Below are 24,840 nucleotides of genomic sequence, written 5' to 3'. Positions count from 1 at the left end.
TGCACGAGGTGATCCATGAGTTCCCGCAGCAGCAAGAAAGCCCTTCTCTCGATCTTCATCGCCGCCGCACTCGGTGGTGTGGTCGTCGCTGACGCGGCAGCCCAGTCCTCCCGTTCGAGCCGCGGCAAGAGCACCAAGGCCGAGGTGCGCTATCCGGAAGCGACGCGCACCGAGCCGGCGGCCAAGCCGTCCAGCCGCCTGAACTCGAAGATCTCCAAGCTGTTCGCCGCCTACAACAAGGACGGCCAGGACGCCGAGGTCCGCACGCTGGCCGACGACATCCTCGCGACCGAAGGCGCGGGCGCGTACGACATCGCGATCGCCGCCCAGCTGGCCGCGCAGGCCGCCTACAACCAGGACGACACCGCCGCCGCGAAGAGCTACCTGCAGCGTGCGATCGACGCCAATGGCCTGGACAACAACGGCCATTACCAGTCGATGATGATGCTGGCCCAGCTGCAGCTGGCCGACGACGAGCTCGATGCCGGCGTCGCCACGCTGGACAAGTACCTGGCCGAGACCAAGTCGCAGAAGCCGGAGGACCTGGTGCTCAAGGGTCAGGCCCTGTACCAGCAGGAGCGCTATCAGGATGCGATCCCGGTCCTGAAGCAGGCGATCGACGCCAACCCGGACGCACCGGCCAGCTGGACCCAGATGCTGATGGCCAGCTACCTGTCCTCCGAGCAGATCCCGCAGGCGCTGGCCGTTGCCGAGCAGCTGGCAGCCAAGACGCCGGACGACAAGCGCGCGCAGATGAACCTGGCCTCGGTCTATGCACAGGCCGAGCAGATGGACAAGGCCGCCGCCGTGCTCGAGAAGCTGCGTGCCGCCGGCCAGCTCACCGAAGAGCGCGAGTACCGCCAGCTCTACGTGACCTACGCCAACATGGACGGGCGCGAGAAGGACGTCATCGCGGTCATCAACGAAGGCATCTCCAAGGGCGTGCTCAAGCAGGATTACCAGACGTATCTGGCGCTGGCGCAGTCGTATTACTACAGCGATCAGATCCCGCAGGCGATCGATGCCTGGCAGAAGGCGGCGCCGCTGTCGAATGATGGCGAGACCTACCTCAACCTGGCTCGCGTCCTGCACGGCGAAAACCGCATTCCGGAAGCCCGCCAGGCAGCCCAGCAGGCGCTCGCAAAGGGTGTGCGCAAGCCGGAAGATGCCAAGAAAATCATCAACTTGAAGTAATTTTCGAGAATCGCGCCGTACCCTAGGCACAGCGGTACGGTATTGGTATATGCTTGGCGGTTCCTGCGGTGTCATCGCCGCGTGAACCCGGGATCCGATCTCGGAGCCCTGCCCCACACAGAGCCTCTGGCGCATGACCGAACAGCTGATCGTTCACAGGAACTACGAAGAAAACGAAGACAGCGGGCTGAGCTGGCCGCGTATCGTTGGTATTGCGTTCGTGATCGCGTTGCATCTTGCCGCGCTCATGCTCCTGCTGATTCCCGCCGTGGCCCCCAAGGCCGCCGTGGAGCAGGAGCGCAACATCATCGTGACGCTGGTCGACGTCCCGCCGCCGCCACCCCCGCCGCCGCCGCCGCCGCCGCCGCAGGACAAGCCGCCGCCGCCGATCAAGGAGCTGTCGCCGCCGAAGCCCTCGCCGGTGCCGCCGCCGCCGGAAGCGCCGCCGATCGACGTCGCCGAACCGCGTCCGACCGACGTGTACCAGGAACCGGCCCCGCCGGCTCCGCCGGCCCCGGTGACCAGCATCGAGGCCAGCGTCGACATCTCGTCGAAGAACCGCAACCCGCCGCGCTACCCGCCCGCCGCCGCCCGTTCGGGCATCGAGGGTGAGGTGATCCTGGTGATCACCGTGGATGCCTCGGGCAAGGTCACCGACGTGTCGGTGGAGAAGTCCAGCCGCAACCGTGACCTCGACCGCGCCGCGATCGAAGCCGCTCGTCGCTGGACCTTCAACCCGGGCAAGGACAGCAGTGGCAACCCCGCCGCAGGCCGCGTGCGCGTCCCGGTGAATTTCACCCTGAATTGATCAAAGTTGTCCCCGGGCGGAACCGGGCCCAAGGTCTTCCGCCTCTTTAATCTCCTTAATCAAACAAAGGTAAGCGTCATGCTGCAGGAACTCTTCATCGCCGCCGCTGCTGGGGGCAACGCTTCGGGCCTCTCGAAGATGGGCTTCGACCACATGATCTCGGAGATGGCCGCCAAGCCGGGCGAATTCGCCGTCTCCTGGATCGTGCTGCTCTGCCTGGTGTTCATGTCCGCTGCCTCCTGGTACTGGACCATCTTCAACACGATCAAGAACTCGCGTCTGAAGTCGGCCGCCGACCGCGTGGTCAACTCGTTCTGGGAAGCCCCGAATGCGCAGGAAGCCATCCGCGTGATGGAAGAGCAGCCGCGTAGCGAGCCGTTCTCGAAGATCGCCCTGGACGCTGCCCAGGCTGCCGCCCACCACCAGCGCACCGAAGGCGCGAGCACCGGCCTGGGCGAGACCCTGACCCGTTCGGAGTTCGTCGACCGCGCCCTGCGCCAGGCCGTCACCCGCGAGAGCGCCCGCCTGCAGTCCGGCATGATCCTGCTCGCCACCGTCGGTGCGACCGCGCCGTTCGTGGGTCTGCTGGGTACGGTGTGGGGCATCTACGGCGCGCTGATCAGCATCGGTGCGACCGGTTCGGCCTCGATCGACGCCGTCGCCGGCCCGGTGGGTGAAGCGCTGATCATGACCGCGATCGGTCTGTTCGTCGCGATCCCGGCCGTGTTCGCCTTCAACTTCTTCAGCAAGATCAACAGCGCCACGATCGCCAAGTTCGATTCGTTCGCGCACGATCTGCACGACTTCTTCGCCACCGGCTCGCGCGTTCGCTGAGTCGCGGTCTAGAAGCGTCGTTCCAGGACAGACAACGGAGCCCGTAGCATGGCCTTCAGTTCGGACAACAGCGGCGGACCCATGTCCGACATCAACGTCACGCCCCTCGTGGACGTGATGCTGGTGCTGCTGATCATCTTCATCATCACGGCGCCCCTGATGTCGCACAAGGTTCAGGTCGAGCTTCCGCAGGCCAACCTCGATCGCAACGAAGAGGAAGCCGAGAAGCGCGCTCCGCCGATCACCCTCGCGGTGAAGGAGGACGGTTCCCTGTACTGGAACGACGAGGCGATCACCAAGGAAATCCTGGAATCGCGTCTGTCGAGCGTTGCGCAGCAGACCCCCCAGCCGCCGCTGAATCTGCGTGGTGACCGCACCACGCGGATGGGCACGATCAACGAGATCACGAAGATCGCGCAGAACCAGGGCATGCTGGACATCGGCTTCGTTGCAACCAAAGAGAAGGGTCCGTAAGCCATGGCTTTCAGTTCCGGTTCCAACAAGGGCCCCATGGCCGACATCAACGTCACGCCCCTCGTGGACGTGATGCTGGTGCTGCTGATCATCTTCATCGTGACCGCGCCGATCATGACCTATCCGATCGACGTGGCCCTGCCGCAGCGGGTCATCAACCCGCCGCCGCAGCTGCGTGAACCGCCGCCGCCGATCGACCTGCGGGTCGACGCGAGCAGCCAGGTGTTCTGGAACAACGGCCCGGTGTCCGTGAACAACCTGCAGCAGCTGATGGAGACCGAGGTCCAGAAGGACCCGACCAATCAGCCGAGCCTGCGTATCGACGCAAGCGCCGACTCGCAGTACGAAACCATGGCCAAGGTCCTGGCAGCCGCCAAGAACGCGGACATGAAGAAGATCGAGTTCGTGAACCAGTAAGACCCCGTCGCGCCATCGCTCCCCCTGCAGCGGAGCGATGGATGCGCTGGAACGAGAACGCCGCCTCCGGGCGGCGTGTTCGTGTGTGTGTCTTTCGTTATCGGTGGCGATTCGCGGCATCAGCGGACGCCGTGCAGGATCCGGCGCGCCAGCGGTCGGCAGTCGACGTTGCCCGTACGGTCGCTGCCTCAGGGCCGGAATCGGGACATGGACACGACGCCACCACCGTCCGGCGACGGTCATCTGCATGCCGCCTTCCTGGCCCTGATCAGCCAGCGCTCCACCACGATCGTCGGCCAGTCGGCCCTGGTCGAACGGCTCCTGATCGCGCTGCTGGCCGACGGCCATGTGCTGGTCGAGCGCGCACCCGGGCTGACCCGGACCGGCGAACGCAGCGACACACTGGGTCCCTACTGGTTCGTCGTAACGGGCACACCACACACCGCTGGCCCGGCGCTGGAACCAGCGCGTCTGTTCGAGCGGCATGATGCCTCCCGTGCGGCATTCGCCGAGACATCACCGGGTGACGTTGAACGTGCCTATGCGGATGCGCCGCAGAACAGCTCCGTCCGCATCTCGCGCGCACCACGCTCGGGCCGGGCGATGTACCCGCACGATGATGTCCAGGTCGGCGCTCCCGGTGTCGCCAAGCCCGCCATGAAGGGCTCGCCGAGCAGGGCCACATCCGGTCGGGACCTTCTCCATGGCCGGCACGCTGGCGAGCAATACGCCGAGACGCTACAGAACAGATCCGTGCGCCGGGAGCATACAAGTCAGGTCGGGCGATGCACCGCGATGATGTCCAGGTCGGCGCTCCCGGTGTCGCCAAGCCCGCCATGAAGGGCTCGCCGAGGAGGGCCGCATCCGTTCGGGACCTTCTCCATGGCCGGCACGCTGGCGAGCAACACGCCGAGGCGCTGCAGAACAGATCCGTGCGCCGGGAGCATACAGGTCAGGTCGGGCGATGCACCGCGATGATGTCCGGGTAAGCGCGCACGGCGTCGCCAAGCCCGGCGTAGGGGCTTCGCCGACGAGGGGGTGTCCGATCGCGACTTCTTCAAACGCAGGCACGCTGGCCGGGAACAGGCCGAGGCGCCGCAGAACAGGTTGGCTGTACCGCGAGTGCACGGGTCAGGTCGGGCGCTGCACCGGCGCGATGATGTCCGGGTAGCGTGCCCGGTGTCGCCAGGCCCGGCGTAGGGGGCTTCGCCGACGAGGGCGTGTCCGATCGCGACTTCTTCAAACGCAGGCACGCTGGCCGGGAACAGGCCGAGGCACCGCAGAGCAGGTCTGCGCGCCGCGGGCATGCGGCTCAGGCCGGGCGATGTACCCGAGAGATGATGTCCAGGTAGGCACGCACGGTGTCGCCCAGCCCGGCATGGAGGGCCTCGCCGATCAGGGCGTGTCCGATCGAGACCTCCTCCACGGCCGGCACGGTGGCGAGGAACAGGCCGAGGTTGGACTGGGCCAGATCATGGCCGGCGTTGACCGCGAGGCCGGCGTCCATCGCATCGCGGGCGGTCTGCACGCAGCGGGCCAGCGCGTCGGCCTGCCGCGGCTGCGTGGCGGCCTCTGCCGCGAACGGTCCGGTATAGATCTCGATCCGGGCCGCGCCCATCGCCCTCGCGCGTTCGAGTCCGGCCACGCCGGCATCGACGAACAGGCTGACCCGCGCGCCGAGTGCGTTGAAGGCGGCGATCAGGTCGGCCAGCGCCTGGTCGTGATGCTCGAAATCGAACCCGTGATCGGACGTCAGCTGGCCATCGTCGTCGGGCACGAGGGTGACCTGCGCCGGGCGCACCTGCTCGCACAGCGCCAGCAGGCCGGGATATCCGGGGCGTGGCGGCGCGAACGGATTGCCTTCGATGTTGAGTTCCACGTGGTGCCGTGCGGTGAGTCCGGCCAGCGCCAGCACATCGTCCGCCCGGATATGCCGCTGGTCCGGCCGCGGATGGACGGTGATGCCATGCGCGCCGGCCTCCAGGCAGGCCGCCGCCGCGCGGACCACGTCGGGCTCGCCGCCGCCGCGCGAGTTGCGCAGCACTGCGATCTTGTTGACGTTGACGCTGAGCCGGGTCATGCCTGCGGCGGCTCCGTTCCTGCGCCCGGCACGGCCTGTCGGGCCTGCTGGCGGCGGGCCTCGGCCAGCTCGCGCAGGCGGCGCAGTTCGACCGGATCGATCATCGTGGACGGATCCTGTTCCGTCCCGCCGACCCGGTCCAGATAGAAGCCGCGCGCCCACGCCAGCAGCAGCACGAGCGAGGCCACCAGCCAGAGCGCGATCAGGGTGCCGCTGGTGGAGAAGATCGCCAGCAGCAGGGTGCCGAACGCGAGGAGCAGGTAGAGCCAGTGCATCGGAATCTCCCGGAGGTGGGCCCAGTGTAAGGCCGTGAATGGCGCCATGATGCCTGCTGGCCGTCCGCGCTCGGCTCCACGCATCGCGCCGCGCGACCGTCCGTCGAGAGGGCGCACTTCCAGCGCACCGTGCAGCGCGTGAGCCGCCGCCGCAGGAGCCGACGGCGAGGCCTGGTTCCCGGGCTGGACGCAGGTGACCGTCTTCGGCTGCGCAGTGACCTGGGCAGGCCGGACTCCTCGCGGCAGGCGACCCGGCACCGCGCCCGGCCGATCGCGGTTGCGCGGCACCCTGGCGCATGGAGCTGCTGTTCGCCGTCGCTGCGCTGCCGGACCGCGTCGTGCGCCGGCATCACATCCGCGGCGGAATGCGTCTGCTGGGCGCACCGTAATCAGGCGCCTGGTCTCCGACATGACACGCCTGCATCGCCAGTGGACGCGCCCCAGCGGTCGGGGCCGCGACTTACAGCAATGGCGACAGCAGGCGCGCGAAGGCCTCCGGCAGCCGGTGGCGCCACAGGCCCTGGCGCCGATCGAGGGACACCCGGCGGGCGTCGGCGAATTCCTGTTCGAGCAGCTGCGCCAGACCCGCGCAGGCACGCGTGTCGCGGACCAGCATCGAGACTTCGAAGTTGAGGCGGAAGCTGCGCTGGTCGAAGTTGGCGCTGCCGACCACGCACAGCTCGTCGTCGGTCAGCATCGCCTTGGTATGCAGCATCCGCGGTGCGTACTCGTACACCTGCACGCCCGCATGCAGCAGTTCGTCGAAGTACGAGCGTGCGGCCAGCGTGACCAGCAGCGAGTCGCTGCGCCGCGGGACCAGCAGACGCACCTCCAAGCCGGCCAGCGCCGCCGAGGTGAGCGCCATGCGCGCGGCCTCGCCCGGCACGAAATAGGGCGTGACCAGCCAGACCCGCCGCCTGGCTTCGTGGATGGCCGCCACGTGCAGGCGGTGGATCGCCTCCCACGACGAATCCGGCCCGGAGACCAGCACCTGCGCATCGACCGGCCCGCGTGGCGCGTCCGGCCAGTACTCCGGCGCGTTGAATGCCTTGGGATCGCAGCGGCCGGCATAGACCCAGTCCTCGACGAACACCAGCTGCAGGCTGCGCACCACCGCGCCCTCGATCCGCGCATGCAGGTCGCGGTAGGCCCGGATGTTGCGGCGTTCGTCCTGCTCGTCGGTGACGTTGATGCCACCGCTGAAGCCGACCCGGCCATCGACGATGACGATCTTGCGGTGGGTCCGCAGGTTCACCCAGGGCCGGCGGAACGGACGCAGCCTGGTCGGATGGAACCAGGCGAACTCGGCGCCGGCCTCGAGCAGCGGCCGCAGGAACGCCCGGCGCACGCGCGAGGAACCGACCGCGTCCAGCAGCAGGCGCACCTTGATGCCGGCCCGGGCGCGTTCGATCAGCGCATCGCGCAGCAGCGTGCCGCAGTGGTCCGGCGTCCAGATGTAGTACTCCAGGTGCACGTGGTGCCTGGCCGTGCGGACTGCCTCGAGCAGCGCATCGTAAGTGGCGGCGCCGTCGACCAGCCAGTCCAGCCGGGTCGCCGAAGAGATCGGCAGCCCGGTGCTGGCCTGGCCGAGCCGGGCCAGCTCGCCGCAGGCGCCGTCGTCGGGCGGGCAGCTGCTGGAGAAGTGCTGCAGACCCGAGCGCGAGCGGCCGCGTCGCAGGCGCTGGCGTTTGATCTTCTGCGGGCCCAGCAGGAAATAGATCAGGAAGCCGATGTAGGGCAGCGCCGCCAGCGACAGCAGCCAGCTCAGGGTGGCCACCGGTTCGCGCTTCTGCAGCACGATCCAGACGCTGAGCCAGACCATGTACACCAGCCAGGCCAGCACCAGATACAGCGGCAGGTTGGACAGGTCGACCAGCTGGTTCCAGGCGTCGATGAGCGGCTCGGGCATCCGCCGATTCTAGAGTGCCGGCCGGATGCCGGCGATGGCACGGCGCGGCCGATGCCGGGACGCTGCTGCAGGCAGGTCTCCGGGTGTGCCTGTCACATCGGCTGTGTGGAAGGACGAGGAAGGACGCGAGGCAATGCGGCACGGGCGCGCGCAGGCCTGGCCGCGCTGGTGCCGGTCCGGTGCCCGGATGCCGGGACCGCGATGGCGTGCTTCCGGGACGACATCGCACGAAGCGGGTGAGTGCCCGGGCCACGGGCGGTCGTCAACGACAGGGCGCGGCGCCGGCCGCCCGCTGGGCTGGCGTCCCGGAAGGCCGCGCCGGATTGCATCGGCGCGATCCGGGCCAGGCGATCCGCGAAACGCGGGGATCGTCGACCGGCCTGGCGACCGGTCGGTAGGCGGCCGCATGGCGGTCCGGTGCGATGTCCCTGCAGCGAAGCCGAGACGCAGAAGTGGCGGGACAGCGACGTGGCAGGTCGATCGCCGTGGCGGCCTTTCCTGCCCGCTTCGGATCACGATGGCAGAACGCACGGCCGTGCCCACGGGCGCCGCATCGCGCCGGCCGGTCGCCCCCGATGCCGTCCGCGGCTTCCGGCGATCGCGCCTCGTCGTATCCCGCTTCGCCGTCGGACGCGATGACCGGCACGCGCGTGGATGTCTGCAGCCGCTACGGGTCGAGCGGACGCGATGCCGGTCCTGACCGCGACACGCGGTGCCGGCACCGGGCGTGCGGCGCTGCCGCCTCACGCACTGCACGCCGGGCGCGCGTGCGGCGGCCACTTCCATGCGAGATCACGCAGGGACCGCGCAGCAGGATCAGAACAGATCGAGCTGCGGTGTCGTCGGCCGCGGCGGGACGAACTGGCTGGTGTCCAGGCGCGGCATCCGGCCGAATCCGAACCGGCGATGGGCCGCGGCGAAGCGCTGCGCGATCAGCTGCGAGAACGGGCCCTCGCCGACCATGCGCGCGCCGAAGCGGCCGTCGTAGTCCCTGCCGCCGCGCATCTGCTGGACCAGGCTCATGACGTGCCTGGCCCGGTCCGGATAGTGCAGCTCCAGCCATTCGCGCCACAGCTGCGCCAGTTCGTGCGGCAGCCGCAGCAGCACGTAACCGGCCGAGCGTGCGCCGTGCGCGCGGGCTGCTTCGAGGATCTGCTCGAGTTCGCGGTCGTTGATCATCGGAATCACCGGCGCCACCAGCACGCCCACCGGAATGCCGGCCTCGTGCAGCGCCCGCATCGCGCGCAGCCGCGCGTGCGGGGCCGCCGCGCGCGGCTCCATCTTCGCCGCCAACCGGTTGTCCAGCGTGGTCACCGAGAAGTGCACGGTGACCAGGCGGCGCCGTGCCATCGCCGCCAGCACGTCGATGTCGCGTTCGATCAGCGCCGCCTTGGTGACGAAGCTGACCGGATGCCCCGCATCGGCCAGCACCTCGAGGCAGGCGCGCGAGATCCCCAGCCGTCGCTCCGCCGGCTGATAGGCGTCGGTGTTGATGCCCAGCGCGATTGGCGAACACACGTAGGACGGACGCGCGAGTTCGGCGCGCAGCAGGGCCGCCGCATTGTGCTTGGCGAAGATCCGCGTCTCGAAGTCCAGCCCCGGCGACAGGTCCAAGTAGGCATGCGACGGCCTGGCGAAGCAGTAGATGCAGCCATGCTCGCAGCCGCGATAGGGATTGACCGACTGCGAGAACCCTACGTCCGGCGAACTGTTGCGGCTGATGATGCTGCGCGCGGTTTCCGCGCTCACCACGGTGCGCGGCCTGGAGGGGCCGAACTCCTCGCCGTCCTGGGCGTCCCAGCCATCGTCGACCTCGAGTGCCGTGGTCACCGCGAACCGGCCCGGCACCGACGATGCCGCGCCGCGGCCCTTGATCGGCACGCGCGGCCGGCCCGCGGCATCGGGCAGCGCGAAATGCGGTGTGGTGCGTAAATCCTCGGGGGAGTTCATTTCGTTAGTATTCTTGCTAATTGCGGGGGCGGCAAGCCATGCTCCACGTGTGGCCTGAACCCGACAGGGGATCGGCCCCGAGGAGCGGCGGCGCGGCGCGACCGGACCGTTCGCGTGCTGCTGTAACCGCTGTGCCAGCGGTGTATCAGCGCTGGAACAGGGGCATGCAGCCAGCATTGGCGCGGCATGCGCGGCCGCTGACGCCCTCCGCGCTGGCAAGCCGGTGATACACCCCACCCGCGCCCGCTTGCGCAGCCGGCAATGCAAGTCATTGAAAAAAATGGGTTTCAAGAATTGGCACGCGATCTGCGCTGGTGTTCCCGCCATCACCGCGGGGACCCGACCATGCCAAGCCCACGCCCCACCCAGCTCCTGCTGCTCGCCCTGTCAGGCGCGCCGCTGGCCGCGCTGGCGGCCGATGCCCACGTCGGCGTGCAGCCCCGCCACGGTGAGATGGTCCTGCTGCGCGACGTGAACGCCCGCCCGGCGTATCGCCCGGCGCCACCCGGCATCGCCCTGATCGTCGACCCCACGCCCAGGCGCGAACTGGCGCAGAGCCTGGGCACGGGCGAACTGTCCGACGACGACTTCGCGGCCCTGTCGTCCGGCCAGCAGCTGGCCTCCGATCACACCGATGCCGCCGTGCCGGCCCGGCTGACCGGGCAGGCGCTGGCGGGCACGCTCGGCCGGGCGACCGGCGAGGGCGGCGCACTGTCCGGCAGCGGTCTGGGCCGGACGATCGGCGTGCCGATGGGCGCGGTCGGCGGCGCCACCCGTGGCATTGGCGACCGCATCACCGGCGCCCTGGCGCAGTTCCCGCTCGGCGCGGCGCCGGCCGCCGGCGCCGGCACCCCGGGAGGTGGCCGGTGACCGGGCGCGGCCTGGTCGCGGCCGCCGTCCTGCTGGCCGCTGGCGCCGCAGGACCGGCGCTGGCCGGCGACGACTACGCGCAGATGCTGGGCTACCTGGCCGACAGCCGGATCGACGGCAACGCGCTGTCCGGTGCGCGCGGCGCGATCGCCGCCAACCAGGCGGCGGGCGACCTCAACCAGCAGGCCAACCTGCGCAGCCTGGCGGTGGGCCGCGACGCGCTGGCCTCCGCGAACGCGCTGCAGCGCCGCGGCGGCGAACACTACGACGTATCCGCCCATGCGCAGGCGCGCATCGGCGGCCATGCCCTGGCCGGCGCCAGTGGCATCGCATCGATCAACCAGGCCAGCGGCAGCGCCAACGCGGAACTCAACGCGGTGGTGCTGCAGGCGGCCGGAAGGAGCACACGCGGGACGCAGGCGGGGCATCGACCCGTGGCCGTCGTCGCGTCGGCGGAGCGACAGACCGTAGCGATCCCGGCGGGGAGAACCGCCAGCCGCAACGTGGCCGTGGAGGCCACCGCGCTGCGCGGGTTCGAGGGCGTGCTGCAGCTCAATCAGATCGCGGGATCGGCCAACGCCACGGACAACCGCGTGTTGCTGTCCGTGGCGCCCGGCCCGTGAGGGGCGGTCATCCATCAAACCGGAATGAAGAGAGAGAGGACACCATGAAGAAGACCATGAGCTGGACCGTGCTGGCCGCCGCGATCGTCGCGGCCACCGCCTCGGTCGCCAATGCCGAGACGCCCTCGGCCGATCCCGTCGAGGACATCCTGGTCGTCGACCACGACATCACCATCGACGACACCCGCAATTACGAAACCAACGTCACCAACACCAATACGACCACCAACACCAACACCAACACCAACACGAATACCAATACCAACACCAACGTCGATACGAGCGTCACCCAGACCGCCAGCTACACCGACACGATCGACAACAGCGTCAGCCAGAGCTACACCTCGGACGTGACCGAGACGGTGAACTACACCGACAACTTCGAGTGGAACACCACGATCAACGAGGAAGCCAACACCACGGTCAACACCTGGGTCGACCAGACCCTGAAGACCTACGAGGAGTACGAGAACGTCCAGTCCGACGTGCGGCGCGAGCGCAACGAGCATGGCGTGTCGGTGAACCTGGAGAAGGACCTGTCGCTGAGTTCGGACATCTCCTTCAGCGGCGACCCGACCCTGAGCGGCGACATCGAGATCGACTCGGCCGCCATCGCCGTCATCGACAACCGCCAGTCGGTCAGCGGGAACATGGGCCTGAACGACGAGCTGAGCAACGACGCCTCGATCAGCGAGGACACCGCCAGCGGTGCGTCGGGCAACCTGCAGTTCAACGTCGCCGCCGGCGACAACAACGCGCAGGACAACGCCGCCGCGCTGTCGGCCGCCGACGCCAGCTTCTCGTTCGGCCTCGCCGATGCCGAGGTCTTCGTCAACCAGCAGGGCAGCGGCAACCAGACGATGAACGAGGGCACGAGCAACGCCGCGGCGATGTCGGGCAACGCGTTCTCCGACGCGGCCGGCAACATCGGCGTCAACGTCGCCTCGGGCAACAACAACGCGCAGAAGAACGCGCTGTCGGCCTCGGTGGCCACCAGCGCCTACGCCCAGGCCAGCGTCAGCTCCAACCAGATCTCGCAGGGCAACGCGGTGGCCAACGCGCCGAAGACCCGCGAGGTGCAGGAGTCGGTGGAGATCTCGCTGCAGGGCGCGATCACCGGTACCACCGCGTCCAGCGGCAGCGGCAGCTACTCCGGCCGCGGCGAGGCCTACCAGCAGGACAACTTCTACCTGGATACCTGGGACGGCGGCCTCGACCATCCGAGCGGCGACGCGACCGGCCACATCGACATGGATGGCGAGATCCAGAACGCCAAGGACAACCCGTGGCGCGGCAACAACGCCGACGGCGACCCGATCGGCGGCATCGCGTTCGATACCGGCGAGGAAGGCGAGCTGTCGTTCGACGAGATGGGCACCGCCGACCTGGAAGCCAGCCTGAGCGGCACGCTGATGTTCAGCAGCACCGAGGTGGTGGCCGCGGCGACCAACTCCGCGTCGCTGTCCGGCGGCGCCTTCTCCGGAGCCAGCGGCAACATCGGCGTCAACGTCGCCGCCGGTACCGGCAACCTGCAGGCCAACAGCCTGGCGCTGGCCGTCGCCCAGCCCTCCACGGGCGGCGGTGGCGGTGGTGGCAACGGCGAGTGACACCCGCCGCGACAAGGTGACTCCCGGCCATCCGCCGTGGCCGGGAACTCACGGAACGCCCCGTCCCGCCTCCCCCGCGGGACGGGGCTTCCATCCCTCCTGCCGTGCCCCGTGGAGTTCCGCCATGCGTCGTTCCGTCCTGTCGTGGCTGCCGCTCGTGCTGGGCGCGCTCGCCGCGTCGCCGCTGCACGCGGCCGACATCGGCTTCTCCGGAGTGCTGCCCAACGGCGCGCTGTACACCCGCCCGGTCGAGAGCATGCACGAGGCGCGCTTCCGCCACCTGGTGCGGCAGCAGACCGACTACAGCTGCGGCGCGGCCTCCCTGGCCACGATCCTGCGTTACGCCTATCACCTGGACGCGGACGAGGACACGGTGATCGAAGGCATGCTGACCCTGGCCGATCCGGACGTGGTGCGCGAGCGCGGCTTCTCGCTGCTGGACATCAAGCGCTACGTCGAGTCGCTGGGCATGCGCGGCCGTGGCTACCGCGTCGACGAGGACCGGCTGCGCTCGCTGCGCGTCCCCGGCCTGGTGCTGATGGACGTGCGCGGCTTCCGCCACTTCGTGGTGCTCAAGCAGGTCCGCGAGGACCTGGTCGAGGTCGGCGACCCGATCCTGGGCAACCGCCTGATCCCGCTGCCCGAATTCCTCGAGGCCTGGCCGTCGCGCGCCGTGTTCATCGTGATCGGCAGCGACTTCGACAAGAACACCGTGCTGCTGCAACCGACCGGAAAACCCAGCGCACGTGCGCTGTATGCCCGGCAGGGCCCGATCACCGATGCCGAGCTGATCGACTTCGGCTTCACCCATGCCGACCTGTTCTGAGGACCTGCGCATGAACACCCGCCACCCGCTCTGCCTGGCCATCGGCCTGGCCGCCGCCCCGCTCGCACTGCCTGCCTTCGCGCAGGACGCCGCGCCGGCACCACCTCCCCCCCCCGGTGCGGGACTGACCGAACTGAGCGATGAGGAACTGGGCGGCATGCGCGGCCGCTACACCGTCGGCGACAACGCGGTCGCCTGGTTCGGCGTCACCATGGTGTCGAGCTGGCAGGCGCAGAACGGCCAGCTGCTGCAGAGCCGCATGAGCGTGGGCCTGGACGTGAGCGCACCGGGTGCGCCGAAGCTGGTGTTCCAGCCGCACGTCAGCATCACCGCGGCCGATGCGCCACTGCCGGCGCCGGACGGCGCGCGCACCATCGACGCCAGCGGGCTGGCCAACGCCTCGGGCCTGGTCCAGAGCGTGCAGGTGGCCGGCGACGCCAACCGCGCCAGCAACATCGCCCGGGTCAGCGTGCGCGGGCAGGGCGATGCCGATGTCATCGCCGATGCCGCGCCCGTCAGCAGCCAGAGCGCCAGCGTGCAGGCGCCGGGGATGCAGGCCAGCGCGCTGCTGCAGGACAACGCGGCGCGCGTGCTGCTGCAGATCGACGGCCATGGCGCGGTCGAGCAGTGGATCGGCCGCAGCGGGCTGGGCCAGACCATCCAGCTCAGCGGCGACGGGCATGTGGCCAGCAACTGGATGGAAATCGACCTGGTACGTGGCAGCGGCAGCGCCCGCGCGCCGCTCGGGCAGAACGTCGCCCAGGCCATTTCGTTCGGTCGCGGCATCGCGATCGGCTACTGAGCGCAGCACGGGGGAGACAACCGGTGAACAGGACTTCGCATTGCGTCCATGGACGCGTCCACACGCCGCTGGTCGCCGCGCTGCTGCTGGTGCTGGCGGCACCGACGGCGCTGGCCCAGCAGGCCCCCGACCCGGCCGACGCCGCCGATCTGCAGCAGCTCAGCGCGCAGCTGGCCGCGCTGAAGTCGAGCTATGCGCAGGAGGTGCGCCGCCTGCGCGAGCTGGACATGCAGGTGCAGGCGCTGCAGGCCCGGCTGGCCGGCCGGGTCCAGGCGGCCACGCCGGCCACGGCCGGCATCGCCCCCGACCTGGCCGCCCCGGGCAGCGCGGCCGAACCGCCGCAGCAGGCCGACGCCATGGCCCCGTCGCCGCCCAGGAGCGAAGGCTACGCCAGCACGGCCGCCGAGGCGCAGCAGGCGCGCGAGGAGGCGATCAGCCGCAGCGTCGCCGACGTCAAGGAGCAGACCCGGACCCTGTTCCAGCAGCGCCTGGTGCTGGAGAACGGGCTGACCTACAACCGCTACGACCGCAAGCAGCTCAGCCTCAACGGCTTCCTGGCGCTGGATGCGATCTTCCTGGGCAACATCGCGATCGAGAACGTCGAGTCCGATACCGCGACCTACAACGCCGCCGCGCGCTGGGGCCTGGGCCCGCGCCTGACCCTGAACCTGGACGTGCCCTACATCGCGCGCAAGACCGTCTACCAGAAGGGCGGCGCCGGGGGGTCGGCCGCGGCGATCGCGCAGGAGGAGACCAGCGGCACCGGCCTGGGCGATGTCACCGTCAGCGCCAACTACAAGCTGTTCGGCGAGCGCGGCTGGCGCCCGGACACCGTGCTCAACCTCGGCGTGACCGCACCGACCGGGCGCGAGCCCTACGGCATTCCATGGACGGTGCTCGAGCGCGACGACGACGACTTCATCCGCTTCGCGGTGCCCGACGAGCAGCCCACCGGCAACGGTGTCTGGCAGGCCAGCCTGGGGTTGTCGGCGGTCAAGACCACCGACCCGGCGATCCTGTTCGGCAACATCGGTTACACCCACTCGTTCAAGGGCAGCTTCGACGATCTGGACAACAACCCGGATACGGTCAATCCGGGCGACGTGCGCCTGGGCCGCTCGTTCTACTTCGGTGCCGGCGTCGCGTTCGCCTTCAACGAGCGCACCAGCCTGAGCATCTCGCTGAGCGACCGGATGAGCGCGCGCGCGCGCACCCGCTATGCGGGCGGTCCGTGGAGCAAGGTGATCGGCAGCGATGCCAACGCGGCCATGTTCAATCTCGGCGTGACCTACGCGCTGAGCCCGAAGTCGACCCTGGTCGGCCTGCTCGGGATCGGCCTGACGCCGGATGCGCCGGACTTCAGCCTGGGCTTCAAGCTGCCGTACTCGCTGTAGCGCGGACCGCCGGTCCGCGCGCCCATGCCGGCCGCCGGCGGACCCGGATCCACCGGCCGCGCGGTGCCTGCGCATCGCCCGGCGGCGACGGCGCACGCTGCGCAAACGGCGTCGTCCAGCGGCGCGATACGTCAGCCCCGGCGCACGCGCGCGGTGCGACCGGCCTCCTCAGGAGCGCAGCGCCTCCAGCTCCAGCCCATGCTTGCGGCACAGCCGGTACAGCGTCACCCGCGACACCTTGAGCCGGCGTGCGCAGGCGCTGACATTGAAGCCGCTCTCGCGCAGGCCGGCGAGCACGGCGTCGCGTTCGGCCTGCAGCCGGGCGGCGTCCAGTGCGTCGTTGGCCGGCGCCGCCTCGGCCGCGTCCAGTGCCAGCGCGTCGGCGCCGATCAGCTCGCCATCGCAGGTCACCGCCGCGCGCCGGACCCGGTTCAGCAGTTCGCGCACGTTGCCCGGCCACGCGTGCGTGCGCAGCCGCCGGCAGGCGCCGACATCGAATCCGCGCGCACGGACCGCGTGGCGTGCGCGGAACTGGGCGAGGAAGTGGCGGGCCAGCAGCACGATGTCGTCGCCGCGCGCGCGCAGCGGCGGCATCGGCAGGCGCAGCACATCCAGCCGGTAGTACAGGTCCTGGCGGAAGCGGCCGGCGGCGACGGCCTGTTCCAGGTCGACGTGGGTGGCGGCGAGAACCCGCACGTCCACCGCGATCGGCTGGTGGCTGCCGATCCGCTCGATCGTGCCTTCCTGCAGCACGCGCAGCAGGTTGACCTGGGCATCGGCCGGCAGGTCGCCGATCTCGTCCAGGAACACGGTGCCGCCGTCGGCCGCTTCGAACAGGCCGATCCTGCGCGCGCTGGCGCCGGTGAACGCGCCGCGCTCGTGGCCGAACAGTTCGGCCTGGACCAGATTGGCCGGCAGGGCCCCGCAGTTGATCGCGATGAACGGACGCCCGGCGCGCGGCGACAGCGCGTGCAGCGCCTGGGCCGCCAGTTCCTTGCCGGTCCCGGTTTCGCCGGTGATCAGGACCGGCAGCTCGACCGGCGCGTAGCGGTGCAGGCTGGCGCGGACCGCGAGCATCGCCGGGCTGTCGCCGACCAGGGCGTCGTCGCGCGGCAGCGGCGCATCCAGCAGGCGGTGCAGGGCGGTGGCCTGCCCGAGGTCGAGCGGCGCGGACAGCGCGTGCGTGCCGGGGCCGTCCAGCAGCGGGTCGCCACCAGGCGCCGGGCCCAGCACGCAGTGCGGCAGTTCGGCGTGGTGCACCAGCAGTTCGTGCACGGCGTCCAGCCAGGCCGGATCGGCCTGGCGCAGATCGACCAGGGCCGCGACCCGGTCGCCGCCACGCAGGCCGATGCAGACCCCGCGCGGATCCTCGATCACCCGCAGGTCCCAGCCGGCGGCGGCCAGCACCTCGCGTTCGCGCGGCTGCGGCCTGCCCAGCCAGAGCAGGCAGTTGCGTCGTGTTCCGGTGGTCGCCGCCATCGTCTCGCCCTCGCCCTCATCCCGCGCGGGTGGACGCACGCCGGGCGCGCATGGTCGGTCGATCCGGACCCGCGGGGTGGCCCTGGCGCAGCGTCCGCCATCGGCGGCCGTCGCTGCCGCCGGCATCGGCCGTCAGCATCGGATGGTCAGGCGTGCGGCGCGTGGACGATGGCCGGCCGCAGGCGGCGGCGTGGGCGATGTGGATCGTGTCGACAGCATGACTGCTCCCCCGATGGGCATCGACGCGCAGGCGTGCGGATGCAGGTCCGTTCAACGGGAACAAACGCCGGCGGCATGGGCGACAGGACAGTCGCCCGCTTCAGCAAGCTGATCGGATTCAGCGGACAGCGGCGGGATAGGCCAGCAGCAGGACCAGGTCGGCCTCGCCGGTCTGCTCGATCGCGTGGGTGCTGCCCGGCCGGGTCAGCATCGCGTGGCCGGGGCCGACATCGTGCACCTGGCCGTCGAGCACGTAGCGGCCCTGGCCGCTGAGCACGTAGTAGATCTCGTCCTTGTGGTGCTGGTGCAGGCCGATGCCGGCGCCCTTGTGCAGCACCCGCTTGCGCATCACGAACGACAGGCCTTCGGCGTCGGCGAACAGCGGATAGGCGGTGGTGGTGCCGGGGCCGCCGTGCGGGCCGGGCTGTTGCCGGGCCAGCGTGCTTTCGTGCACCACCGACGAAGGGCGCGGCTGCGCGGCCTGGTCGCTGCGCGCGCTGGCGGGCGCGCCGCAGTCGGTGTCGCGGATGACCGTGGCGGCCAGGGCGGGATCCAGCGTCTTCCAGTCGCGCACCACCAGGCAGGCGACCATGGTCGCGCCGGCGCCGCTGAAGTGGGTGTCGTCGGCGATGCCACGCTCGGGCACATGCTCGAAGTAGGGCTTCGAGGCGGCGTCGCCGAGCGCGCGCAGCCAGTCGGTGCTGCTGGCGTTGAGGTCGATCAGCGCGACCTGCTCGCGCTGCGCCAGCGCACGCACCGCATCGGTGTAGCGGGTGTGGGTGTCGAGCAGCGAGCCGAAGTCGAACACGCGCCGCGACACCGGGGTGATCAGGACCGGCGTGGCGCCGCGTTCGCGCGCCAGTGTCACGTAGCGCATCAGCCACTGCGGGTACGCGGTGACCGGTTCGTCGTAGCGGCGCGGATCTTCGTACTTGGCGTCGTTGTGGCCGAACTGGACCAGCAGCACGTCGCCGCGGCGCAGCTCCTTCGCCAGCGTGTCCAGGCGGCCTTCGTCGATGAAGCTGCGCGCGCTGCGCCCGCCCATCGCGTGGTTGCGCACCTCCCACACGGCCGGGTCGAGGAAGCCCTGCAGCTGCTGGCCCCAGCCCTGGCGCGGTGCGCGTTCGGGGCCGTAGGTGGCGGCGGTGGAATCGCCGGCGATCAGCACGCGGCGCGCATCGGCGGCCGGCCTGGCAACGGCATCGGAGATCGCGCCCAGCGCGAGCAGCGCCGGCAACAGCAGGGGCAGCAGGCGGTTCATGACGGCCGGGTCCCGGGGTCTGGTCGCATCGGAATCGAACGACGACGCGGCCCGGCATGCCGGGGCCGCGTCGGATGGAACCGGGCGCCGCGGGGGCGCCCGTTGCCGCACTTACTTGCCGAGCACGCCCTTGACGTAGGCGACGATCGCCTCGTCCTTGGCGTTGTCGAAGAACGCCTTCTGGAAGCGCTCGCCGCCGACGGCCTGCTTCACCAGCTCCTGGTCGATCGACTTCAGGCCTTCGACGAAGTCCTTCGAGGCGCCGGCCTTGAGCTGGGCCAGGATGCCGGCGTTGGTCATCTGCGATTCCTTGCGCTCGGCCGGGTAGCCCTGGCCGCGCTCGCCGGCGAACGCCTTCTCGAAGATGTAGCGGATGTTGATCTCCGCGCCCCAGCCGTAGCCCTTGGCGAACGGCAGCGACAGCGCGTTGCCGTTGTTGACCTGGGCGAACAGGAAGGCGTCGGTCGGCTCGATGCAGTAGCCGCAGTACACGCCCGGCCAGGCATTGAGCGACATCAGCGCGCCCTGGCCGGTGCCGCAGCCGGCGACGACGAAGTCCACGGCCTTGGCGTTCAGCAGCAGCGAGGCGCAGATGCCGAGGTGGATGTAGGTCAGGCGGTGGTCGTTGTCGCCGTCCATGCCGACGTTGAAGACCTCATGGCCCTGCGCGGCGGCGACGGTGTTGAGCTGCTCCAGCACGACCGGGTTCTTGGCGGCCTGGCTGAATTCCTGCATCAAAGCGATTTTCATCGGGGGACTCTCTTGCTCGTTTGGAAAAGTATGCCGGGACGGCGCGCGCGATCGCGCCCTGCCGTCCCGCGCCGCGTACTGGTCCGCCGATGGCATCGGTGCCGCCGGCGGAGGACGCGCTGGATCGGAGTGGAACCTGCCGCGGCCCGCTCATGCGGCCCGCGGCATCGGCGTCAGCGCGCCAGCCAGCCGCCGTCGACCGGGATGATCGCGCCGTTGACGTAGTCCGAGGCGCTGGAGGCCAGGAACACGGCGGTGCCGCCCAGGTCTTCCGGCTTGCCCCAGCGACCGGCCGGGATGCGGTCCAGGATCGCCTTGTTGCGGTCCTCGTCGGCACGCAGCTGGGCGGTGTTGTCGGTGGCCATGTAACCCGGCGCGATCGCGTTGATCGTCACGCCCTTGCCGGCCCACTCGTTGGCCAGCAGGCGGGTGATGCCGGCGATGCCGCTCTTGGACGCGGTGTAGGACGGCACGCGCACGCCGCCCTGGAACGACAGCATCGAGGCGATGTTGATGATCTTGCCGCTGCCCTGGGCGATGAAGTGCCTGCCGACGGCCTGCGACATGAAGAACGCGGACTTGATGTTGACGTTCATCACGTCGTCCCAGTCCTTCTCGCTGAAGTCGACCGCGTCGGCGCGGCGGATCAGGCCGGCGTTGTTGACCAGGATGTCGAGACGGCCCAGGCCCTCGATGGTTTCCTTCACCACGCGGTCGACCGGCTCGATGCTGATCAGGTTGGCTTCGATGTTGAGGAAGCGGCGGCCCAGCGCACGCACCTTCTCGGCGGTCTCGTCGGCCGGGACGATGCCCGCGCCGGCGATGTCGGCGCCGGCGGCGGCCAGTGCCACCGCGATGCCCTGGCCGAGGCCGGTGTTGGCGCCGGTGACCAGCGCGACCTTGCCTTCGAGACTGAATGGATTCGTCATGGTGTTCCTCTCCCTGCGATGGTTCGGGTGCTTTTTCTAAGAAGCCGGCGCGGTGCGCCGGTGCGGGTCACTTGAGCTGGCAGATGTCCAGCACGTGCATGTCGGTGTAGTCGAGGTTCTCGCCGCCCATCGCCCAGATGAAGGCGTAGTTGCTGGTCCCCGAGCCCATGTGGATCGACCACGGCGGCGAGACCACGGCCTCGTCGTTGCGCACCACGATGTGGCGCTGCTGGTCCGGCTCGCCCATGAAGTGGTAGACGCGGTCGTTCCCGCCCAGGTCGAAGTAGAAGTAGACCTCGCTGCGGCGGTCGTGCAGGTGCGGCGGCATGGTGTTCCACACGCTGCCCGGCTTGAGCACGGTCAGGCCCAGCAGCAGCTGCGAGGACTGGCAGGTCGCCGGCACGATGTACTGGTAGATGGTGCGCTCGTTGCTGGTCTCCAGCGCGCCGCGCTCCAGCGCCACCGCATCGGCGATCGACAGCCGCTTCGTCTCGAAGCGCGCATGCGCCGGGGTCGAGGTCAGGTAGAACTTCGCCGGGCTGGCCGCGTCGTCGGAGGCGAACACCACCTCGGCGCTGCCCATCGCCACGTACAGGCCGTCCTTCGGGCCCAGCGCATGCACGGTGCCGTCGACGGTGACCGTGCCGCTGCCGGCGCCGACGTTGATCACGCCCAGCTCGCGGCGTTCCAGGAACGGCTTGCCCGTGGCGGAGGCCGGTTCGGTCTGCGCCGGCAGCGCGACCGGCGCATCGACCGGTGCGGCGCCGCCGATCACGAAGCGCTCGTAATGGGTGTAGTTGAGGCGGATCTCGCCGGCGACGAACAGCTGCTCGATCAGGTACAGATCGCGCAGGGCGTCGTTGCTGGCGCCATGCACCGCGCCGGGATGGGTCGCGTAGTAGGTCTTCTGGTACATGGTCGGCTCCTGGTGGGGTGTCCAGCGAGGGATCGCGCGCCTGTGCGGGCCATTCTACCGGACCGCGGAAACCGGTGTCATTTTGCGCTGCACGATAATGTCCGGCCCACTGCGCGCGGGCTCGGACGGTGGGTCAGGCGGGCGGCTGGCAGGAGTCGCGGACGATCAGGTGCGGACGCACGCTGGCCACCGGGCTCGGGGCGTTGTCGGTGCGGATCAGCATGCCGGCGGCGATGCGGCCGGTGTCGCGGGTATGGCGGCGGACCGAGGTCAGCGACGGCCACAGACGCGCCGCCAGCGGGCTGTCGTCGAACCCGACCACCGACAGGTCGCGCGGGATGCTGATCCCGGCGCGCATGGCCACCTTGTAGACGCCGGCGGCCATCTCGTCGTTGCCGCAGAAGATCGCGGTCGGGCGCTGCTTGCCGACCAGCAGCTTCTCGGCCGCGGCCACGCCGGATTCGAACGTGTAGCCGGCTTCCACCACACGCGCCCGGGGGACCTCGATGCCGCGCCTGGTCAGCGCGTCGACGAAGCCCTCGGTGCGCTCGATCGCCGAGCGGTAGGCGAGCGGACCGGTGATCAGGGCGATGTCGCGGTGGCCCAGGGTCAGCAGGTAGTCGGCCGCCTCGGCGGCGCCGTCGCGGTCATGTGTGACTACCATGCGCGCATCGTCGTCGTGGATGCCCAGCGGCACGATGCGGGTGTAGCGGCAGTTCATCTCGGCCAGCATGTCGGCCAGGTTCTGGTCTTCCGAGGCGCGCGGCACCAGCATCACCCCGTGCAGCTTCTGCTGCTGGACGAAGCGGCGCACGCCGTCGATGTAGCCCGGGCTGCGGGTGTCGCAGGGGTGCACCACCAGTTCGAAGCCCGACTCGCGCAGCGCGTCCAGCGCGCCGTACTGCATGTCGACGATGTACTGGGCGGTCGGGTTGTCGTAGACCATGCCGATCAGGAACGAGCGGCGGAAGGCCAGGCCGCGCGCCAGCGGATCGGGCACGTAGCCGACCTCGCGCATCAGCGTCTCGACCTTCTCGCGGGTGTCCTTCCGGACCAGCGGCGAGTTGTTGATGATGCGGGAAACCGTCTTCTTCGAAACCCCGGCCAGGCGCGCGATGTCGTTGATCGTCGCCGTCTTGCCCGGGGCCAGCCCGGTGGCGGTGCTTTCGGAAGGTTTGCGCACGGGCATGTTCGGGTTCACGGACGGTATCCGGGGATTCTAGGGCGTGTCGCCAATGGGCGGATAGGTTCACGCCGGTCCGGCCGGGGGCAACGCGGATGCTGCGTCGCAGCGAACGCCGGTGCCCGCGTCGGTCGCGGTGCCCGGTACCGGTGGAGCCAGAGCGCGGATCCCGTTGCGGCATCCGCGGGTCCGGCCGGTGCGAACCGGCCGGACGTGGAGCATCGGATCAGCCGCGCAGGACGCCCGGCAGCCACAGCGACAGGCCGGGGAAGAACGTCACGATCAGCAGCACGCCGAGGCCGGCGAACCAGAACGGCCAGATCGTCTTCATCACCTCGCCGACGGTGACCTTGCCGATCGAGGTGCCGATGAACAGCACCGAGCCCACCGGCGGGGTGACCAGGCCCAGGCCGCCGGTCAGCACCAGCACCAGGCCGAAGTGGATCGGATCGATGCCGTAGGCGCGGGCGACCGGCAGGAAGATCGGCGTGCAGATCAGGATCATCGGCGCCAGGTCCATGAAGGTGCCCAGCAGCAGCAGCATTATCACGATCATCAGCAGCACCATGTACTTGCTGTGCGCGAACGACTGCAGGAAGTCCACCGCGGCGGTCGGCACCTGCAGGTACGCCAGCAGCCAGCCGAACACGGCGGCGGTGGCGATCACGAACAGGATCACGCCGGTGCTGCGCGCGGCGTGGGTGACCGTCTCCAGGAACTCCTTCACCTTGAGCTGGCGGTACAGCACGATCGTCACCAGCAGCGCGTAGACCACCGCGATGGCGGCCGATTCGACCGCGGTGAAGATGCCGGCGCGGATGCCGAAGAAGATCAGCGCCACCAGGCCCAGGCCCGGCAGGGCCGAGACCAGGCGCACCAGCACCGCACGCATGCCCGGGAACGCCTCGACGCCGTAGCCGCGCTTGCGGGCGACCACGTAGCCGGTGACCATCAGGGCGAAGGTCATCAGCAGCGCCGGCACGATGCCCGCGGCGAACAGGTCGGCGATGGACAGGCCACCGCCGGCCGCGGCCGAGAACAGGATCAGGTTGTGCGACGGCGGCACCAGCAGCGCGACCAGCGCTGCGGTGATGCTGACGTTGACCGCGAAGTCGCGGTCGTAGCCGCGCTTGACCATCTGCGGGATCATCGTGCCGCCGACCGCCGAGACGTCGGCGATGGCCGAACCGGACACGCCGCCGAAGAACAGCGAGGACAGGATCGAGACCTGGCCCAGGCCGCCGCGCAGGCGGCCGACCAGCGACGACGCCAGCGCGATCAGGCGTTCGGAGATGCCGCCGCGCATCATGATCTCGCCGGCGAAGATGAACAGCGGAATGGCGATCAGCGACGCCGAGCCGGTACCGGCCGAGATCTGCTGGACCATCACGATCGAGGGCAGGTCGAGCACCAGCAGGGTGGCGAGCGATGCGGCGGCCAGCGAGAACGCGACCGGCACGCCCATCATCAGCAGGATGGCGAACACACCGAAGAGGACTGCGATCTCCATGTCAGTGGGCTCCTTCCTGACGCGGGGCACCCAGGGCGAGCACCATCCGATTGAGCGAGAACAGCACCATCAGCGCGCCGCCGATGGCCAGGGGCAGGTAGTTGATGCTCTGCGGCAGGTCGGCGCCGGCGGCCTTGATCGACAGGCCGTCGACCAGCAGCACCACGCTCCAGTACGCGATCACCGCGCCGAGGCTGGCGATGATCAGCGGCACCAGCACGTCGATCGCGCGGCGCACGCCGGGCTTGACGTGGTCGTGCAGCAGGTAGAAGCCGAAATGGCGGTTGGTGTGGACGCCGGCAGCGGCGCCCAGGCCCATGCAGGTGGCCAGCAGCAGCAGGGTCACCGGCTCGGTCCAGCTGGGCGAATCGTTGATGACGTAGCGGGCGAACACCTGCCAGCCCTGGACCACGACCAGCCCGAGCAGGGCGGTGGCGGCGGTGCCGATGGTGACGGAGGCGACCAGGTCCAGCGCGCGCTGGACGGGGCCGGGAGGGGATAACGTGGCTTCGGAGGACATCGCGGGGTTC

23 protein-coding genes and 1 pseudogene are annotated in these 24,840 nt (G+C 69.8%); 12 read left to right on the top strand and 12 right to left on the bottom strand.

The window, feature by feature from the left end:
* Positions 1-15 precede the first annotated feature (15 nt).
* The 6 genes and pseudogenes from IB242_RS19665 to IB242_RS19640 all read left to right on the top strand — a co-directional run.
* The gene (locus IB242_RS19665; protein ID WP_192283518.1) at positions 16-1,194 is read left to right on the top strand and encodes a tetratricopeptide repeat protein; all 1,179 of its coding nucleotides are present in this window, start codon (positions 16-18) and stop codon (positions 1,192-1,194) included.
* Positions 1,195-1,327: 133 nt separating this feature from the next.
* Positions 1,328-2,002 (top strand): energy transducer TonB, encoded by a 675-nt coding sequence (locus IB242_RS19660; RefSeq protein WP_192283516.1) that lies wholly within the window; start codon positions 1,328-1,330, stop codon positions 2,000-2,002.
* Positions 2,003-2,080: 78 nt separating this feature from the next.
* The gene (exbB, locus tag IB242_RS19655; RefSeq protein ID WP_192283514.1) at positions 2,081-2,836 is read left to right on the top strand and encodes a TonB-system energizer ExbB; all 756 of its coding nucleotides are present in this window, start codon (positions 2,081-2,083) and stop codon (positions 2,834-2,836) included.
* A 48-nt stretch (positions 2,837-2,884) separates the two neighbouring features.
* Positions 2,885-3,310, top strand: a complete 426-nt coding sequence (locus tag IB242_RS19650) for a biopolymer transporter ExbD (RefSeq protein ID WP_192283512.1) — start codon at positions 2,885-2,887, stop codon at positions 3,308-3,310.
* 3 nt (positions 3,311-3,313) lie between these two features.
* A complete protein-coding gene (locus tag IB242_RS19645; protein WP_192283510.1) occupies positions 3,314-3,727 on the top strand; it encodes a biopolymer transporter ExbD in 414 nt (137 codons plus the stop codon).
* 207 nt (positions 3,728-3,934) lie between these two features.
* Positions 3,935-4,111 (top strand): annotated as a pseudogene (locus IB242_RS19640) (AAA family ATPase); the annotation flags it as partial.
* A gap of 928 nt (positions 4,112-5,039) precedes the next feature.
* Here the strand turns inward: IB242_RS19640 and IB242_RS19635 are convergent.
* From IB242_RS19635 to IB242_RS19620, 4 genes are all read right to left on the bottom strand, one after another.
* Positions 5,040-5,807, bottom strand: a complete 768-nt coding sequence (locus IB242_RS19635) for a pyridoxine 5'-phosphate synthase (protein ID WP_192283508.1) — start codon at positions 5,805-5,807, stop codon at positions 5,040-5,042.
* Complete coding sequence (locus IB242_RS19630; protein WP_192283506.1) at positions 5,804-6,082, bottom strand: hypothetical protein; 279 nt, start codon at positions 6,080-6,082, stop codon at positions 5,804-5,806. The genes IB242_RS19635 and IB242_RS19630 overlap by 4 nt, the downstream gene beginning before the upstream one ends.
* Positions 6,083-6,542: 460 nt before the next feature.
* Positions 6,543-7,991 carry a cardiolipin synthase gene (cls, locus tag IB242_RS19625; RefSeq protein WP_192283504.1) on the bottom strand — a complete coding sequence of 483 codons (1,449 nt, stop codon included), beginning with the start codon at positions 7,989-7,991 and terminating at the stop codon, positions 6,543-6,545.
* 816 nt (positions 7,992-8,807) lie between these two features.
* Positions 8,808-9,899 (bottom strand): PA0069 family radical SAM protein, encoded by a 1,092-nt coding sequence (locus IB242_RS19620; protein ID WP_225540890.1) that lies wholly within the window; start codon positions 9,897-9,899, stop codon positions 8,808-8,810.
* 387 nt (positions 9,900-10,286) lie between these two features.
* Here IB242_RS19620 and IB242_RS19615 point away from each other — a divergent pair, with 387 nt between their 5' ends.
* From IB242_RS19615 to IB242_RS19590, 6 genes are all read left to right on the top strand, one after another.
* The gene (locus IB242_RS19615) at positions 10,287-10,811 is read left to right on the top strand and encodes a hypothetical protein (protein WP_192283500.1); all 525 of its coding nucleotides are present in this window, start codon (positions 10,287-10,289) and stop codon (positions 10,809-10,811) included.
* The gene (locus IB242_RS19610) at positions 10,808-11,434 is read left to right on the top strand and encodes a hypothetical protein (RefSeq protein WP_343237183.1); all 627 of its coding nucleotides are present in this window, start codon (positions 10,808-10,810) and stop codon (positions 11,432-11,434) included. The genes IB242_RS19615 and IB242_RS19610 overlap by 4 nt, the downstream gene beginning before the upstream one ends.
* Before the next feature lie 44 nt (positions 11,435-11,478).
* A complete protein-coding gene (locus IB242_RS19605; protein WP_192283498.1) occupies positions 11,479-13,041 on the top strand; it encodes an adhesin in 1,563 nt (520 codons plus the stop codon).
* A gap of 124 nt (positions 13,042-13,165) precedes the next feature.
* Positions 13,166-13,867 carry a C39 family peptidase gene (locus IB242_RS19600; protein WP_192283496.1) on the top strand — a complete coding sequence of 234 codons (702 nt, stop codon included), beginning with the start codon at positions 13,166-13,168 and terminating at the stop codon, positions 13,865-13,867.
* 10 nt (positions 13,868-13,877) lie between these two features.
* Entirely contained in the window at positions 13,878-14,669 is a 792-nt protein-coding gene (locus IB242_RS19595) for a hypothetical protein (protein WP_192283494.1), read from the top strand.
* Between the two features lie 80 nt (positions 14,670-14,749).
* Positions 14,750-16,063 (top strand): transporter, encoded by a 1,314-nt coding sequence (locus tag IB242_RS19590; protein WP_343237186.1) that lies wholly within the window; start codon positions 14,750-14,752, stop codon positions 16,061-16,063.
* A 168-nt stretch (positions 16,064-16,231) separates the two neighbouring features.
* Here the strand turns inward: IB242_RS19590 and IB242_RS19585 are convergent, their stop codons facing one another.
* The 8 genes from IB242_RS19585 to IB242_RS19550 all read right to left on the bottom strand — a co-directional run bounded on the left by IB242_RS19585 (position 16,232) and on the right by IB242_RS19550 (position 24,830).
* Entirely contained in the window at positions 16,232-17,542 is a 1,311-nt protein-coding gene (locus tag IB242_RS19585; RefSeq protein WP_192283492.1) for a sigma-54 dependent transcriptional regulator, read from the bottom strand.
* Between the two features lie 337 nt (positions 17,543-17,879).
* Positions 17,880-19,022, bottom strand: a complete 1,143-nt coding sequence (locus tag IB242_RS19580; protein ID WP_192283490.1) for a GDSL-type esterase/lipase family protein — start codon at positions 19,020-19,022, stop codon at positions 17,880-17,882.
* Between the two features lie 111 nt (positions 19,023-19,133).
* A complete protein-coding gene (locus IB242_RS19575) occupies positions 19,134-19,772 on the bottom strand; it encodes an RpiB/LacA/LacB family sugar-phosphate isomerase (RefSeq protein WP_192283488.1) in 639 nt (212 codons plus the stop codon).
* A gap of 173 nt (positions 19,773-19,945) precedes the next feature.
* The gene (gene kduD / locus IB242_RS19570; protein ID WP_192283486.1) at positions 19,946-20,701 is read right to left on the bottom strand and encodes a 2-dehydro-3-deoxy-D-gluconate 5-dehydrogenase KduD; all 756 of its coding nucleotides are present in this window, start codon (positions 20,699-20,701) and stop codon (positions 19,946-19,948) included.
* 67 nt (positions 20,702-20,768) lie between these two features.
* Complete coding sequence (gene kduI, locus IB242_RS19565) at positions 20,769-21,617, bottom strand: 5-dehydro-4-deoxy-D-glucuronate isomerase (RefSeq protein WP_192283485.1); 849 nt, start codon at positions 21,615-21,617, stop codon at positions 20,769-20,771.
* 133 nt (positions 21,618-21,750) lie between these two features.
* Positions 21,751-22,806, bottom strand: a complete 1,056-nt coding sequence (locus IB242_RS19560) for a LacI family DNA-binding transcriptional regulator (RefSeq protein WP_192283483.1) — start codon at positions 22,804-22,806, stop codon at positions 21,751-21,753.
* Between the two features lie 220 nt (positions 22,807-23,026).
* Positions 23,027-24,310: a TRAP transporter large permease gene (locus IB242_RS19555; protein WP_192283481.1), complete on the bottom strand. Its 1,284-nt coding sequence runs from the start codon at positions 24,308-24,310 to the stop codon at positions 23,027-23,029.
* Between the two features lies 1 nt (position 24,311).
* A complete protein-coding gene (locus IB242_RS19550; RefSeq protein WP_192283478.1) occupies positions 24,312-24,830 on the bottom strand; it encodes a TRAP transporter small permease in 519 nt (172 codons plus the stop codon).
* Positions 24,831-24,840: the final 10 nt, after the last annotated feature.

The organism is Xanthomonas sp. XNM01, from assembly GCF_014851915.1.
GTDB lineage: Bacteria > Pseudomonadota > Gammaproteobacteria > Xanthomonadales > Xanthomonadaceae > Pseudoxanthomonas.
This window is presented reverse-complemented; position numbering and strand designations above follow the sequence as displayed.